Genomic DNA, 13,432 nt, shown 5'->3' with positions numbered 1-13,432 from the left:
CATGGCCGGGGAGAAACCCGAGGACGTCGTCCACCGCTTCATCGACGAGGTCGTCAACGGCGGGGACATCGACGCGATCGACGACCTGTGGGCGCCCGGCCTGCGCCGGCACGCGGGCAGCGGCGGCGACGTCGAGGGCGTCGACGCCTACAAGGCGTCGCTGCGGGCCGCGGTCGGCGGAGCGTTCACCGACATGCGCCTGACCGTGCACGACACGATCGCCGCCGGGGACACGGTGGTGCTGCGCTTCACCGGCTCCGGGACGCAGACCGGCCCGTTCATGGGCGTCCCCGCCACCGGGCGGCGCGCCGAACGGCCCGGCATCGGCATCTACCGCGTCCGCGACGGCCGCATCGCCGAGGCCTGGTTCGGCGAGGACATCCTCGGCATGATGCTCCGGCTCGGCGCGGTCCGCCTGCCCGCACACCCCTGAACCCCGAACACTCCGAGAACGAGAAGAACGGACGACCGCATGGAACGGCTCGACCACGAGACGGCGGGCGCGGGCCCCGCGCTGATGCTCCTGCCCGGGACCAACAGCACGGCCCGGGAGACGTGGGGCGCCACCCTGGAGGCCCTGGCGGAGGAGCGGACGCTCATCCTCCCCGAGCTTCCCGGCACCCGCACACCCCTGGACGCCCCGATCGACCCGGCCGCCCTGGCGGCGGCGCTGGTCGACGCCGCACGCGCCGCCGGACACGAGCGCTTCGCCCTCGCCGGGGCGTCCCTGGGCGCCCCGATCGCCCTGGTCACCGCGGCGCTGCACCCCGACCGGGTCACCCACGTGGTGAGCGTGTGCGGCTACTCCCGCGCCCGTCCCGGCCTGGACGCCCGGCTCGCGCTGTGGGACGACCTGCTGGACCGGGACCCGGCCGCGGTCGGAACGCTGCTGCTGATCCTGGGCATGACGGACGAGGTCTTCGCCGGCACCCCCGATGAGGCGCTCCGGGCGATGGCCGACCACCTGGGCCGGTCCCGCATGCCCGGGATCCGCGAGCAGATCGCCCTGGCCCGCACCATCGACGCGGGCCCGTACCTCCCACGGCTGCCGGTTCCGCTGCTGGTCGTCCACGGGGCCCGCGACCAGTTCGTCCACCCGGCCCACTCCCGTGTCCTCGCCGAGGCCGTGCCCTCGGCGCGGACGCTCGGGCTGGACGGGGGCCACGGGCTCGCCCACGAACGGGCGGCCGAGGTGGGGCGGGCCATCGTGGACTTCACCGCCCCGGCCCCGGAGCCGGTCCCCGCCCACGAGTGACACGACACCGCACCGGCACACCAACACGCGGGGAGAAGGATCATGGACGCACCGGCCACCCCCGTCACGAGGGCCTCCTCCGGCATCGGCCCGGCCGCGGTACCGGGCCTGATAGAACGCGGGTACACCGCCCACAGCGCACCGGTCCGGCCGCGGGCCCGTACCCCTGGGAGGGACACCCTCCCCTGAGAGCCTGAGAGAAAGTCGCACACCATGAGTCGCACCCCTCACTTCCGCGTCACCCCCGTCGCCGAGGACGTCCACCTGGTGGACGCCGGGTCCGTCAACTGGATCCTCGTCGGTGAGGGCGACGCCCTCACCCTGATCGACGGCGGCTACCCGGCGCACGCCGACGCCGTGGAGGCGTCGATCCGGGAGATCGGCCGCCGCCCCGAGGACGTGGCGGCGGTGCTGGTGACGCACGCCCACGTGGACCACATCGGGTCCCTGGGCCGGTTCGCCGCCCGGTACGGGACCCCGGTCCACACGGGCGCGACCGAGACCGCCCACGCCCACCGCGACTTCCTGGAGCAGGCGACCCCCGGGCAGGTCCTGGCCAACGTGTGGCGGCCCCGGGTGCTGCCGTGGGCGCTGCACATCGTCGCCGCGGGCGCCCTGGGCGCGCACCGCCTGGAGGCGGCGACGCCGTTCCCCGTGGAGGGTGCGCTGGACCTGCCGGGCAGCCCCGTGCCCGTGGAGACACCCGGGCACACCTCCGGCCACACCTGCTACCACCTGCCCGAACGCGGGGTGCTGGTGACGGGCGACGCGCTGGGGACGGGTCAGCCGCTCACGGCCTTCGAGGGGCCCCAGCCGCTGGTGTCGATGTTCCACCACGACCGCGGCCGGATGATGGATTCGTGGAGCATCCTGGCGGAGCTGGACGCCGACCACCTGCTGCCCGGGCACGGCCCCGCCTGGCGGGGCACGCCGCGGAAAGCGGTGGAGCAGGCGCGCCTGAACGCCTCCCGCGTGTGGTGACGCCCCTGCTCACAGGGTGAGCAGGGCGGAGACCACCGCCAGGGCGGGCGCGGTCCCCTGGACCATGGCGGCGCGCATCTTGGCGGGGTCGCGGGTGACCAGGACCAGCGCGGCGGCGGTCATGGAGCCGGTCCCGGCCAGGATCAGCGCGATCCCGGCGGCCGGGACCGGCCCCCACAGCAGCAGGCCCGCGGCCGTGATCACGGCCAGGAACAGGTTGTAGAAGCCCTGGTTGTAGGCGAGTTCGCGGGTGGTCTCGGCGACCTCCGCGGAGATCCCGAACGTCCGGCGGGTGGACGGCGCGGTCCACCGGAACGACTCCAGGACGAAGATGTACACGTGGATCAGCGCGGCGACGGCGGCCAGGACGACGGTGACGATGTGCACGGGACCCTCCGGTCGGATGTTCCCGGAACGCCCTGGGGCGGGCCGAGGACCTGTCCGCCCCAGGATGTCACCTCCGCCGTCCCGTGCCCCCAGGAGACACCCGTGGATACCGCCGGTGTGTTCGCACCCCCCGGCCCGGGGCCGCCGGTCCGTGTGCCGGGGACGTGTCCGGCCGACCTGCCCGGCGCCGACCCGGGCCGGGGCGCGCGGCGGCACGGCGGCCGGTGCCCGCCGGGGCCGACGGCTGCCGGACCGCCCGGACGCACAACGGCGCAGCGGCCGTGGACGGTGGCCGCCGCGCCGTGTGCTCCCGCGGGGTCAGGGCAGGTGGAAGACCTCCCGCAACGGCACCATGCTCGCGTCCGGGGCGGCGTCCAGCCCCTCGAAGAACGGCGCCATCTCGGCCTGCCAGCGGGCGTTGACCCCGGTGCGGGCCATCAGCTCGCGGGCCCGGTCGAAGTCCTCGGTCTCCAGGTAGCCGATGATCGTGCCGTCCCCCGCGGAGAACAGGGAGTAGTTCCCCCACCCGGCCTCGGTCAGCGCCTCGCGCATCTCGGGCCAGACGGCGGCGTGCCGTTCCTCGTACTCCCGCAACCGGTCCTCGCGGACCTTCAGGACGAAGCAGATCCGTTGCACGGTCGGTCCTCCCCCGCTAGAAGTCGAAGTCGTCGACGTTGTCGGCGTCGAAGACCTGCGGCGGGCCGAGGACGATCTCGCCGTCGGTCTCGAACGTGAACTCGCCCAGCCGCCCGGCGGTGAAGGTCTCCCCCGCCGCGCCGGTGATCTGCCCGGCCTTGAGGGCCGCGCCGGTGTACCCGGCCAGGTAGCCCAGGTCCTGCGGGTTCCACAGCGCGAACCGGTTCACCGTGCCGTCGTGCACGAACTCGCTCATCTGGTTGGGGGTGCCCAGGCCGGTGACGGCGAACTCGCCCTGGTACTCGGAGTCGCTGATGTAGCGGGCGGCCGCGGCCAGGCCGACGGTGGTCGGGGACACCACGCCGTCCAGGTCGGGGTGGGCCTGGATGAGGCCCTGCATCTCCTGGAAGGACTGCAGGTCGTCGTCGTTGCCGTAGACCACGTCGACCAGTTCCAGGTCGGCGTACTCGTCCTCGGCCAGGACCTCCTCCATGACCGCGATCCACGCGTTCTGGTTGGTGGCGTTGGGGGTGGCCGACAGGACCGCGAACGTGCCCTCCCCGCCCAGGTCCTCGGCGATCATCTCGACCAGGGTGCGGCCGATGAGCTCGGTGGTGGACTGGTTGACGAACACGTCGGTGCAGTTGGCGTTGGAGTCGTAGCCGACGATGGCGGCCCCGTTGTCGCGCGCCTCGTTGAGGGCGGGGCAGACGGCGTCGGGGTCGTTGGCGGCGATGACGATGACGTCGCTGCCGGCCTGGCTGGCCGCGTTGATGTACTCCACCTGGGAGTCGGCGGTGGCCTCGGTGCCGCCGCGTTCGGTGGCGATGCCGCCGAGCTCCTCGACGGCCTCGGTGCCGCCCGTGTTGACGATGTCGAAGAAGGGGTTGTTGAGCTGCTTGGGCAGGAAGTCGATCTTGAGGCCCTCGGGGATCTCGGCGTTGGGGTCGGCGGTGCCGGTGGGGCCGGTGCCGCCCGAGTCCTGGGCGTCGTCGATGGTGGTCCCGCCGCAGGCGGACGTCATCAGGACGGCGGCGAACGCGGAGGCCGCCAGGAGGAGGTGACGGGGACGGTGTGTCATGACTTTTCTCCGTTGAGTGGACGGTCACCGGACACGGCTCCGGTGGGGGCGGCGGGCGTGCGGCCCGAGCGCACCCGGGCCACGATGTTGGGGGTGACGACGGAGGCGATGAGGATCGCGCCGGTGACGATCTGGAGCACGTCGCTGCCGATGCCGAACAGCTGGAGCGCGTTGCGGATGACGCCGAGCATCAGGACGCCGGACATGACGCCCAGCACCGATCCCACGCCGCCGAAGATGGACACGCCGCCGAGCAGGACCGCCGCGACGACCTGGAGTTCCAGGCCCAGGGCGGTGTCGGCCCGGGAGGTGCCGTACTGGAGGGTCCACAGCACGCCAGCGCCGGAGGCGACCGCGCCGCTGAGGGTGAAGAGCCAGAACTTGGTCCACTTGACGGACACGCCGGTGAACCGGGCGGCCTCGGCGTTGTTGCCGATGTCGTACAGGGACCGTCCGAACGCGGTGGCGTGCAGCAGGACCGCGAACACCAGCGCCATGGCCAGGATCGCGACGGCGATCCAGGGCAGCCCCTGGACGCCCAGGAACGGCTGGCGCACCCCGCTCACCCAGTCCTGCGGGTAGCTGGCGACGGCCCGGTCGCCCAGCAGCACGTAGGCCAGGCCCCGGTACAGGGCCATGGTGCCGATGGTGACGGCCAGGGACGGCAGCCCGCAGACGGTGATGAGGAACCCGTTGAGGGCGCCCAGCGCCAGGCCCAGCAGCAGGGCGACGGGGATCGCCGTCTCCAGCGGTGTCCCGGCCTCCCACAGCACGCCCAGGGTGGCGCTGGTCAGGGCCAGGGTGCTGGCGACCGACAGGTCGATCTCGCCGGTGATGACGATGAGCGTCATCGGCAGGGCGATCATGGCGATCGCGGCGATGCTCAGCACCAGGAAGTTGATGTTGCGGGCGGTGCCGAACATGTCCACGAACGTGATCGCGACGGCCGCGACGACGATGAGCGCGCCCAGGACGGGCAGCCCCTGCGTGGACAGCGCCGACCGGAGCGGGGAGCGCGGCGCGGTGGTCCGCAGCCGGTCCCGGTCGGGGGCGGTGATGGTGGTGTCAGGCGCCACGGGCACCTCCTCCTCGAAGCCTGCGCGCCGTGCGCAGCGCGAGCAGCCGGTCCAGGCCGATGGCGGCGAGGATGAGCACGCCCACGACGGCCTGCTGCCAGAACGGGTTGATCTGCCAGATGGGCAGCGCCGCGGTGATGGTGGTCATCAGGACACCGCCGAGCACCGCGCCGAAGACGGTGCCCACACCGCCGGTGAGGGCGACGCCGCCGACCACGGCCGCGGCCACCACCTGGAGTTCCATGCCGGTGCCGACGGTGGAGTCGACGGTGCCGTAGCGGGCGGTGAACAGGACCCCGGCCAGGCCGGCCAGGGCGCCGTTGAGGGCGAAGGCCAGCACCACGCGGCGCCCGGCGGGGATGCCGGACAGGCGGGCGGCCTCGGCGTTGGAGCCGATGGCGTAGAGTTCGCGGCCGCTGCTGTACCGGGACAGGTACACCCCGATGACGATCGCGACGGCGATGGCGGCCAGGGCCGGGAGCGGTACCCCGAACAGGCCGGTGCGGCCCAGCTGGAGGAACCCGGCGGGCAGGTCGGCGGCGTTGATCTGGCGGCCGCCCGCCCACCAGTGGTCCAGGCCCCGGTAGATGTACAGGGTGCCCAGGGTGACGACCAGGGCGGGCACCTTGACGGTGGTCACCAGCAGGCCGTTGGCCAGGCCGCACAGCAGCCCGATGCCGACCCCGGCGAGCATCGCGACGGGGATCGGCAGGCCGGGGAAGGCGGCGAAGAGCGCGGCGGTGCCGAACGCCGACAGGCCCAGGACCGAGCCGACCGACAGGTCGACGTTGCGGGTGATGAGCACCAGGGACTGGCCGACGGCGAGGATGACCAGGACGGTGGCGCCCAGGAAGAGGTCGCGCACGCCCTGCGTGGACAGGAACCCGGGGTTGTGCGTCCAGGTCGCCGCGATGAGCAGGACGACGGCCAGGAGCACGCCGATCTCGCGGAACTGGCGGCGGGTCCGGGCCGGGCGGCCGCTGTTCTCGGGCGGCGCCCCGGCCGTGGACTCGGGGGAGGTGGCGGGTGCGTGTGTCATGCGGCCTCGCTCGGTCGCTGTCCGGTGGCCGCGTACATGACCGACTCCTCGTCGGCCTGCGCGCGGTCGAGTTCGGCGGTGATGCGGCCCTCGTGCATGACCAGGACCCGGTCGGCCATGCCCAGCACCTCGGGGAGTTCGCTGGAGACCATGACGATGGCCAGGCCCTGTCCGGCCAGGGTGGACAGCAGGCGGTGGACCTCGGCCTTGGTGCCGACGTCGATGCCGCGGGTGGGCTCGTCGATGAACAGCACCCGGGGCTCGGTGGACAGCCACTTGGCCAGCACGACCTTCTGCTGGTTGCCGCCGGAGAGGGTGGAGACGGCGTCGTCGAGGGAGCCGTACTTGAGGCTGAGGCGTTCGCCCCAGGCGCGGGCCTCGGCGTGTTCGGCGCGGGCGCCGAGCAGGCCGAAGCGGCTCAGGACGCGGCGGCGGGTGGAGGTGGCGTTGCGGCCGATGGACCCCTCCATGACCAGGCCCTGGTGGCGCCGGTCCTCGGGGACCAGGGCCATGCCGGCGCCGATGGAGGCCTTGGGCCGCCCGGCGGGCAGGGGGCGCCCGGCCACGCGGACGCTCCCGGCGTCGTAGCGGTCGACGCCGAAGACGGCGCGGACGACCTCGCTGCGCCCGGCGCCGACGAGTCCGGCCAGGGCGACGATCTCGCCGGTGCGGACGGAGAAGGACACGTCGGCGAACACGCCGGTGCGGGTCAGGCCCTCGACCTCCAGGACGGTGTCGCCGTGTTCGGCCTCCTCCTTGGGGTAGAGGCTGGTGACCTCGCGGCCGACCATGCGGCGCACGACGGTGTCGACGTCCAGGTCGGCGGTGGGGTCGCAGGAGACGAACGCGCCGTCGCGGACGACGGTGATGCGGTCGCTCAGCGAGAACACCTCGTCGAAGCGGTGCGAGATGAACAGCAGCGCCGACCCGGCGTCGCGCAGGGTGCGGGCGACGGTGAACAGGCGCTCGGCCTCGACCCCGGACAGGGCGGCGGTGGGCTCGTCCATGACGAGCACGCGCGCCCGCCGGGTGAGGGCCTTGGCGATCTCGACCAGCTGCTGGTCGGCGATGGACAGGCCGCGGGCGGGGCGGTCGGGGTCGAGGTCGACGCCCAGGCGGGCGAAGGCCTCGGCGGTCTCGGCGCGCATGCGCGCCCTGTCGATGGTGCCCAGGCGGGTGCGGGGCTGGCGGCCGATGAAGATGTTCTCGGCGACGCCGAGGTCAGGGAAGAGCGTGGGCTCCTGGTAGATGACCGCGACCCCGGCGCGCTGGGCGTCGGCGGGGGCGGCGAAGACCGCGGGCTCCCCGTCCGTCAGGATCCGCCCGGTGTCCGGGCGGTGCACGCCCGCGATGGTCTTGACCAGGGTGGACTTGCCCGCCCCGTTCTCCCCGACGAGGGCGTGGATCTCTCCCGCGCGCAGTTCCAGGGACAGGCCGCGCAGGGCGCGGACGCTGCCGAAGGACTTGGTGACGTCGACCAGCGCGAGGGGCGGGGGGACCTCCGATGGGTCCACGTGGCCCTCCTTCTCCGGTGCGAGGGGTCCGGGTCCGGCCCGACACTCCCTCAAAAACGTTTTAATATGAAGTGGATGTTAAGTGGCACACACCGGCCCGTCAAGGGGAGCGCCCAGAAAACCGCAGGTGTCAACCGGGTAACGGAGTCGGCGCGGGTGGTGGTGCGTTCCCGTCATCCGACGGCTCCGCGGCCCTCCGGAGCGGTTTCATTGACACGTTTCAATCCCGGTGTGACCATGGGACCACGAACGGGCCCGGACCGGCCGGGAACACGCCGATACCATGCGAGGGCCCCCGCCCCCGAAGACCGACCGGGAGAACCCTTGTCCAGCAGTGCCCGTCCTTCCCACCCCAAGGTGGGGATCACCGAGGTCGCCAGACACGCGGGCGTCTCCCCCGGCACCGTCTCCAACGTGCTCAACCGGCCCGAGCGGGTGGCCGCCGACACCCGGCAGCGGGTGGAGCGGGCGATCACCGAACTCGACTACGTGCGCAACTCCTCCGGCAGCAGCCTGCGCTCGGGCCGCAGCAGCTCGGTGGGGCTGCTGGTCCTGGACGTGACCAACCCCTTCTTCACCGAGGTCTCGCGCGGGGTGGAGGACGAGGCCGCCACCCAGGGGCTGGCGGTGGTGCTGCTCAACTCCGCCGAGCTGCGCGAACGCCAGCGCCGTAACATCCGCCTGCTCGCCGAGCAGCGCGCCGCGGGCGCGGTGGTGATGCCCGTCGACGACGACCTGTCCGACCTGCTGTGGCTGCGCCGCCAGGGCACCGCCTGGGTGGCCCTGGACCGGGGCGACGTCGGCGCGGACACCGGGTGCAGCGTCAGCGTCGACAACCTGGCGGGCGGGCTGATCGCGGGCCGCCACCTCATCGGACTGGGGCACGAGCGGGTGACGTTCCTGTCGGGGCCGTTCACCATCGAGCAGGTGCGGCTGCGCCACGAGGGGCTGCGGGCGGCGTTCGCGGAGGCGGGCATGGACCCCGACACGTCGGTGCGGCTCGTGGAGCGCGGCCAGCTCAACCCCGGGCAGGGCGAGCAGGCCGTGGACGAGGTGCTGGCGGGCGGGCCCCGCCAGCGGCCGGGAGCGGTGCTGTGCGCCAACGACCAGCTGGCCCTGGGGCTGATGAAGGGGCTGGGGCGGCGCGGGCTGCGGGTGCCCGACGACATCTCGGTGATGGGGTACGACGACGTCGACTTCGCCGACCTGATCCATCCGGGGCTGACCACGATCGCCCAGCCCAAGTACGACCTGGGGCGGGCGGCGATGCGGCTGCTCAACGCGGAGCTGGACGACGCGGAGCACCGGCACGAGCGGCTGCTGTTCACCCCGGAGCTGGTGGTGCGGGGGTCGACGGCGGCGCACCGGGCGGGCTGATCCCTCCGGCCCCCGCCCCGGGGGCGCCCGCGAGCCGTCGGCGATCCCGAGAAATCACCTTCCGCGTACACATGAACACGGTGCGTTGGGTATCCACTCCGTATGGACTCCTTGAACGCGTTGGCCCTCGTGTGCAGCCTCAAACCCTCCCCGGCCCCTTCGAGCAGCGAACTGCTGGCCCGGCAGGTCCTCGACGCCCTGGCCGGACACGGTGCCGCCGGCGACCTCGTCCGCGTCGTCGACCTCGACGTGCGGCCCGGTGTGGAGACCGACATGGGCGGCGGTGACGCGTGGCCGGACGTCCGCCGGCGCGTCCTCGACACGGACATCCTGCTGGTGGCGACCCCCACGTGGGTCGGCCACATGTCCAGCGTCGCCCAGCGCGTCCTGGAACGCCTGAACGCCGAGCTGTCCGAGACCGACGACGAGGGCCGGCCGAGCATGTTCGGCAAGGTCGCCGTGACGGCGGTGGTCGGCAACGAGGACGGCGCGCACAAGATCACCGCGGACCTGTTCCAGGCGCTCGGCGACATCGGCTTCACCGTCCCGGCCCAGGGCGGCACCTACTGGAACAACGAGGCGATGAACCCCAAGGACTACATCGACCTGGAGGAGACGCCGGAGGCGGTCGCCTCCGCGACGGCCACGCTGGCCCGCAACGCGGCCCACCTCGCCCGGCAGCTGCGCGAGCACCCCTACCCGGCGCCCTGACCCGGCGCCCTGGCCGGGGGTCGGTGGTGGGGGCGCTCGGTCAGCGTGTGCGGCGGAAGAGGAAGATCCCGTACCGCGCCTCGTCGTCCAGCCACCGCGCCCGGAGGTCGAAGCCGTGCGCTCCCACTTCACCGACCAGCCGTCGCTCGTCGAACTTGACCGAGTAGCCGACGTTGAGGGAGGCCCCGCGCGGTAGGTGCAGCGTGATCCCCAGGCCCGGGACGGGCACGTCCTGGTCGGTCAGGGCGCGCAGCCACCCCTCCACGGTGGAGGTCTCCGTGTTGTGGACGGCCTCCGGGACGAAGTCGTCGAGGGCGAAGCCGGCGCCGTAGCGGTCGTTGAGCCGGGTCAGGTGGTTGAGCCGGAAGTCTGCGAACGCCGAGTGCCCGGGGGATCGTTGTAGCAGGCCTCCAGGGCCTCGCGGCCCTTGTCCAGGTCGGCGGAGACCAGGAAGCCCTCGCCCGGGCCCAGGGTGCGGGCGACCTCGCCGAGCAGCGCGTCGCGCTCCTCGCGCGTGGCGTTGCCGAAACCGCTGCCGAGGAAGGCGACCGCGAGCGGCCCGCCGGGATGGGTGCGCAGCCACCCCAGACCGGCCTCGTAGCGGCCCCACAGGCCGGTGACCTCCAGGCCGTCCAGGTCCGCGCACAGGGCGGTGGCACTGGATTCCAGCATGCTCCGGTCGACGTCGATCGGCAGGTAGGCGGTCGCGGCCGCGCCCAGGCTCAGGCGCAGGTGGCCCTCCAGCAGCAGCCGTGTCTTCTTGGCGCTCCCGCTGCCCAGTTCCGCGAGCCGCTCGCAGGCGAGCAGCTCGGCCATCTCCGGGGCGTGGCGCTCCAGCAGGCGGCGTTCCACGCGGGTCAGGTGGTAGGTGGGCAGCTCGGTGATCTGCTCGAACAGCCGGGAGCCGACCTCGTCGTAGCCGAGCCAGGGCGGCAGCCGGGGCGGGGTCTCCCGGAGGAGGTCGCGCACGACCGTGTCCTCGGGCACGGTGTCACCGCTGTCGGCGACCGGGATGATACGGGCCCGCACGGCCGGTCCGGGAAGGTTCACGGTGTCCTCGCCTCGGCCTCGCCGCGGAGGCTCGACTCTCCGCGGTTCCAGTGGTGCAGCAGCCGCTCCTCCAGCCGGGTGGCCAGGAAGGTGGCGGCGCGGACGCCGAACACGATGTCGGGCGCCAGCCCGGGTTCGGCGTTCAGCAGCGGCGCGATCACCTCGCGGCGCAGCAGCTGCTCGTGCACCGCGTCGGCCTCGACGTGCTCGGCGTAGAAGCGGATGGCCGCCGGTCCGCAGCCCAGCCTGCGCATGGCCCTGACCATCCGGTCCGAGCCGGGCGAGGAGGTGAGCTCGACGGTGGCGAACTGCCCGACCAGCGCCCCGCGCAGTCCGCGGTGCAGCCCGCACAGCGACATGAAGTCGACCTCGGCCAGCATCTCGGCGGGGGCGGAGTCGAGATAGGCGCCGTAGGTGTCGGAGAGGCCGAGCTCGGTCATCATGTCGGCGAAGAGCCGGGAGTGCGCCCGCTCGGGGTCGCCCGCGCCGTACTCGTCGTGCTGCACGGTCACCAGGGCGGCCTTGGCCGGGCCGTCCAGGCGGGGGATGACGAAGGTCTGCGGGTCGGCCTCCTTCAGGTGGTAGAGCGAGCGGTGGGCGATGTACTCGCGCAGCTGCCACGGCTCCCCGTCGCGGCGCAGGTGGTGGGAGAGGCCCGTCGCGTCGACGTGCTCGACCAGGAGCGCGTCGAGCTCGCCCCGGACGTCCGTGCCGGCGGGCACGTCCTCCCGGAGGGCGCCGAGGAAGGCCCGCTCCAGCTCGGCGCGGACCGCCAGCAGCGCGGGATCCCATTCGCGGTCGGCGTCGACGCCTTCGAACCCGCGGTAGTGCAGCTCGTAGCAGCAGTACAGGGCCAGCTGGAGGTCGTCGCCGTAGGGCGCGGCCCCGGCCACGTCGGGGGGCTCGGCCCGGTCCCCGCGCAGTACGGACAGCACCGCCGCGGAGACCGGGCCGCGCGGTGCGGGAAGTGTCGGCGCCTGCGGCATCGTCATGGTCATGGGTCGCTCTTCTTCCCCTCGTTCCCCTCGTCACCTCTGTCGGCCTTGCCGCCGCGCACGCGTCGGCGGTGGCTGGTGTCGCAGAACGGGCGGCGCCTGCTGCGGCCGCACGCGCACAGCGCGGTGACCGCGCGGTCGCTGTGCACGCGCGTTCCGTCGGGCAACTCCACGTCGACCGGCCCGAAGACGAGGATCGGGCCCTCCCCGGTGACGATGACCCGGCGGCGGGCCTCAGCCACGGCGCGCCTCGATGACCACCAGTTCCTCCTCCACCTGGTCGGGGCCGAGCAGCCCGCGGGCGCGCAGCTCGGGGATCCGCGCCCGCACCACCGGGCCGAACGGGACACGGCCCCGCGCCAGGACCGCGGGCACCAGCCCTGCTTGGGTGAGCCGGTCCACGGTGGCCCGCTCGTCGGCGAACTCCGACTGCACGAGCAGCAGGACGCCGCCGTCGTTGAGCACCGAGGCCACCCCCGCGCAGATGCGGTCGAGCAGGAACCGCCCGTCCGGACCCGCGTCCCAGCACCTCGCCATCCGGTGCCGGGGCGGCCGCGGTCCGACGGCGGGCATGTAGGGCGGGTTGGCGAGCACGAGGTCGAAGCGGCGCGGGCTCACCGGAGCGAACAGGTCGCCGCACCGGACCGTCGCCGGGACCCCGTGCAGCCGGCTGTTGAACCAGCTCGTCAGCGCCGACCGCCGCGACAGGTCCACCGACGTGAGGCTGGCCGCCCCGGCCCGGAACGCCTCGATGCCCACCGCGCCGGTCCCCGATCCGACGTCCAGGACCGAGCGCCCGGCCACCTGGCCGCACCGGCCGCGCCGCCGCACCACGGCCCGGAGCAGGGAGGTGTCCTGCTGTGCCCGGTAGACCCCCGGCAGCCTCATGAGCAACATGGGACCGCCACTACCCGCCTTCCCCCCGCCCAATCTTCCGGCGCGGCTGCGGGCCTGCTCCACCGTTCGCCGGGGGTCGTCACGCAGAGAGATCGCCGTGTCAGCGTTCTGTCAGCGTCCCGTCAGGGCCCTGTCAGTGCTTTATCAGCGCCTCTTCCTACTTTCGTTCTATGAGCAGCCACCCCGAAAACCCTCCTACTCCGAACCTCCGGGCCGCGTGGGGCCGGGAGAAGGTCCGCGCCGCGCTGGAGCCCGCCGTCCGGGAGGTCGGACTCGCCGCCGACACCGACCTGCTCCGGCGCTCACCGAACCGCCGCTTCGACGACGGCTCGGTCCGGGCCGCGCTCGCCTGCCCCGCGGCTTTCCGCGCCCGGTCGGCGGCGGAGCACCGCCCCAACGCCGCCGAGGCCGCCGCCACCGGCGCGCCGGCCTA

16 protein-coding genes are annotated in these 13,432 nt (G+C 73.4%); 5 read left to right on the top strand and 11 right to left on the bottom strand.

Features of this window, described 5'->3' with window-relative positions; translation table 11 throughout:
- The 3 genes from ACJOT3_RS11575 to ACJOT3_RS11565 form a co-directional block, all read left to right on the top strand.
- Positions 1–433 (top strand): ester cyclase (locus ACJOT3_RS11575; RefSeq protein WP_406971772.1); only part of this gene is annotated, 433 nt, incomplete at its 5' end.
- Between the two features lie 39 nt (positions 434–472).
- Positions 473–1,255 carry an alpha/beta fold hydrolase gene (locus ACJOT3_RS11570; protein ID WP_406971770.1) on the top strand — a complete coding sequence of 261 codons (783 nt, stop codon included), beginning with the start codon at positions 473–475 and terminating at the stop codon, positions 1,253–1,255.
- 213 nt (positions 1,256–1,468) lie between these two features.
- Positions 1,469–2,236: an MBL fold metallo-hydrolase gene (locus tag ACJOT3_RS11565; protein ID WP_406971768.1), complete on the top strand. Its 768-nt coding sequence runs from the start codon at positions 1,469–1,471 to the stop codon at positions 2,234–2,236.
- Between the two features lie 9 nt (positions 2,237–2,245).
- On the opposite strand, the gene ACJOT3_RS11560 is transcribed toward ACJOT3_RS11565, so the two are convergent.
- The 6 genes from ACJOT3_RS11560 to ACJOT3_RS11535 all read right to left on the bottom strand — a co-directional run bounded on the left by ACJOT3_RS11560 (position 2,246) and on the right by ACJOT3_RS11535 (position 7,969).
- On the bottom strand, positions 2,246–2,623 hold the full coding sequence (locus ACJOT3_RS11560) for a DUF1304 domain-containing protein (RefSeq protein ID WP_406971766.1): 378 nt from the start codon (positions 2,621–2,623) through the stop codon (positions 2,246–2,248).
- A 318-nt stretch (positions 2,624–2,941) separates the two neighbouring features.
- Positions 2,942–3,259: an L-rhamnose mutarotase gene (locus ACJOT3_RS11555; protein ID WP_406971764.1), complete on the bottom strand. Its 318-nt coding sequence runs from the start codon at positions 3,257–3,259 to the stop codon at positions 2,942–2,944.
- A gap of 16 nt (positions 3,260–3,275) precedes the next feature.
- A complete protein-coding gene (rhaS, locus tag ACJOT3_RS11550; RefSeq protein WP_406971762.1) occupies positions 3,276–4,340 on the bottom strand; it encodes a rhamnose ABC transporter substrate-binding protein in 1,065 nt (354 codons plus the stop codon).
- Positions 4,337–5,422, bottom strand: a complete 1,086-nt coding sequence (locus ACJOT3_RS11545) for an ABC transporter permease (protein WP_406971760.1) — start codon at positions 5,420–5,422, stop codon at positions 4,337–4,339. Before ACJOT3_RS11545 ends, rhaS begins: the two co-directional genes overlap by 4 nt.
- Positions 5,406–6,455: an ABC transporter permease gene (locus tag ACJOT3_RS11540; protein ID WP_406971758.1), complete on the bottom strand. Its 1,050-nt coding sequence runs from the start codon at positions 6,453–6,455 to the stop codon at positions 5,406–5,408. The genes ACJOT3_RS11545 and ACJOT3_RS11540 overlap by 17 nt, the downstream gene beginning before the upstream one ends.
- A complete protein-coding gene (locus ACJOT3_RS11535) occupies positions 6,452–7,969 on the bottom strand; it encodes a sugar ABC transporter ATP-binding protein (protein ID WP_406971756.1) in 1,518 nt (505 codons plus the stop codon). Before ACJOT3_RS11535 ends, ACJOT3_RS11540 begins: the two co-directional genes overlap by 4 nt.
- A gap of 324 nt (positions 7,970–8,293) precedes the next feature.
- Here ACJOT3_RS11535 and ACJOT3_RS11530 point away from each other — a divergent pair, with 324 nt between their 5' ends.
- Entirely contained in the window at positions 8,294–9,346 is a 1,053-nt protein-coding gene (locus tag ACJOT3_RS11530; RefSeq protein WP_406971754.1) for a LacI family DNA-binding transcriptional regulator, read from the top strand.
- A gap of 102 nt (positions 9,347–9,448) precedes the next feature.
- Positions 9,449–10,057 (top strand): flavodoxin family protein, encoded by a 609-nt coding sequence (locus tag ACJOT3_RS11525; RefSeq protein WP_406971752.1) that lies wholly within the window; start codon positions 9,449–9,451, stop codon positions 10,055–10,057.
- A gap of 40 nt (positions 10,058–10,097) precedes the next feature.
- On the opposite strand, the gene ACJOT3_RS11520 is transcribed toward ACJOT3_RS11525, so the two are convergent.
- The 5 genes from ACJOT3_RS11520 to ACJOT3_RS11500 are packed head-to-tail and all read right to left on the bottom strand — an operon-like array spanning position 10,098 to position 12,990.
- Complete coding sequence (locus ACJOT3_RS11520) at positions 10,098–10,409, bottom strand: L-histidine N(alpha)-methyltransferase (RefSeq protein WP_406971776.1); 312 nt, start codon at positions 10,407–10,409, stop codon at positions 10,098–10,100.
- The gene (locus ACJOT3_RS11515) at positions 10,406–11,107 is read right to left on the bottom strand and encodes an L-histidine N(alpha)-methyltransferase (RefSeq protein ID WP_406971750.1); all 702 of its coding nucleotides are present in this window, start codon (positions 11,105–11,107) and stop codon (positions 10,406–10,408) included. The genes ACJOT3_RS11520 and ACJOT3_RS11515 overlap by 4 nt, the downstream gene beginning before the upstream one ends.
- The gene (locus ACJOT3_RS11510; protein WP_406971748.1) at positions 11,104–12,105 is read right to left on the bottom strand and encodes an iron-containing redox enzyme family protein; all 1,002 of its coding nucleotides are present in this window, start codon (positions 12,103–12,105) and stop codon (positions 11,104–11,106) included. Before ACJOT3_RS11510 ends, ACJOT3_RS11515 begins: the two co-directional genes overlap by 4 nt.
- On the bottom strand, positions 12,102–12,344 hold the full coding sequence (locus ACJOT3_RS11505; RefSeq protein ID WP_406971746.1) for a CDGSH iron-sulfur domain-containing protein: 243 nt from the start codon (positions 12,342–12,344) through the stop codon (positions 12,102–12,104). The genes ACJOT3_RS11510 and ACJOT3_RS11505 overlap by 4 nt, the downstream gene beginning before the upstream one ends.
- Entirely contained in the window at positions 12,337–12,990 is a 654-nt protein-coding gene (locus ACJOT3_RS11500) for a HemK2/MTQ2 family protein methyltransferase (RefSeq protein ID WP_406971744.1), read from the bottom strand. The genes ACJOT3_RS11505 and ACJOT3_RS11500 overlap by 8 nt, the downstream gene beginning before the upstream one ends.
- Positions 12,991–13,432 lie beyond the last annotated feature (442 nt).

The organism is Nocardiopsis protaetiae, assembly GCF_045446735.1.
GTDB lineage: Bacteria > Actinomycetota > Actinomycetes > Streptosporangiales > Streptosporangiaceae > Nocardiopsis > Nocardiopsis protaetiae.
The sequence above is the reverse complement of the archived record's forward strand: the minus strand, read 5'-3'. Positions and strand labels throughout refer to the sequence as shown.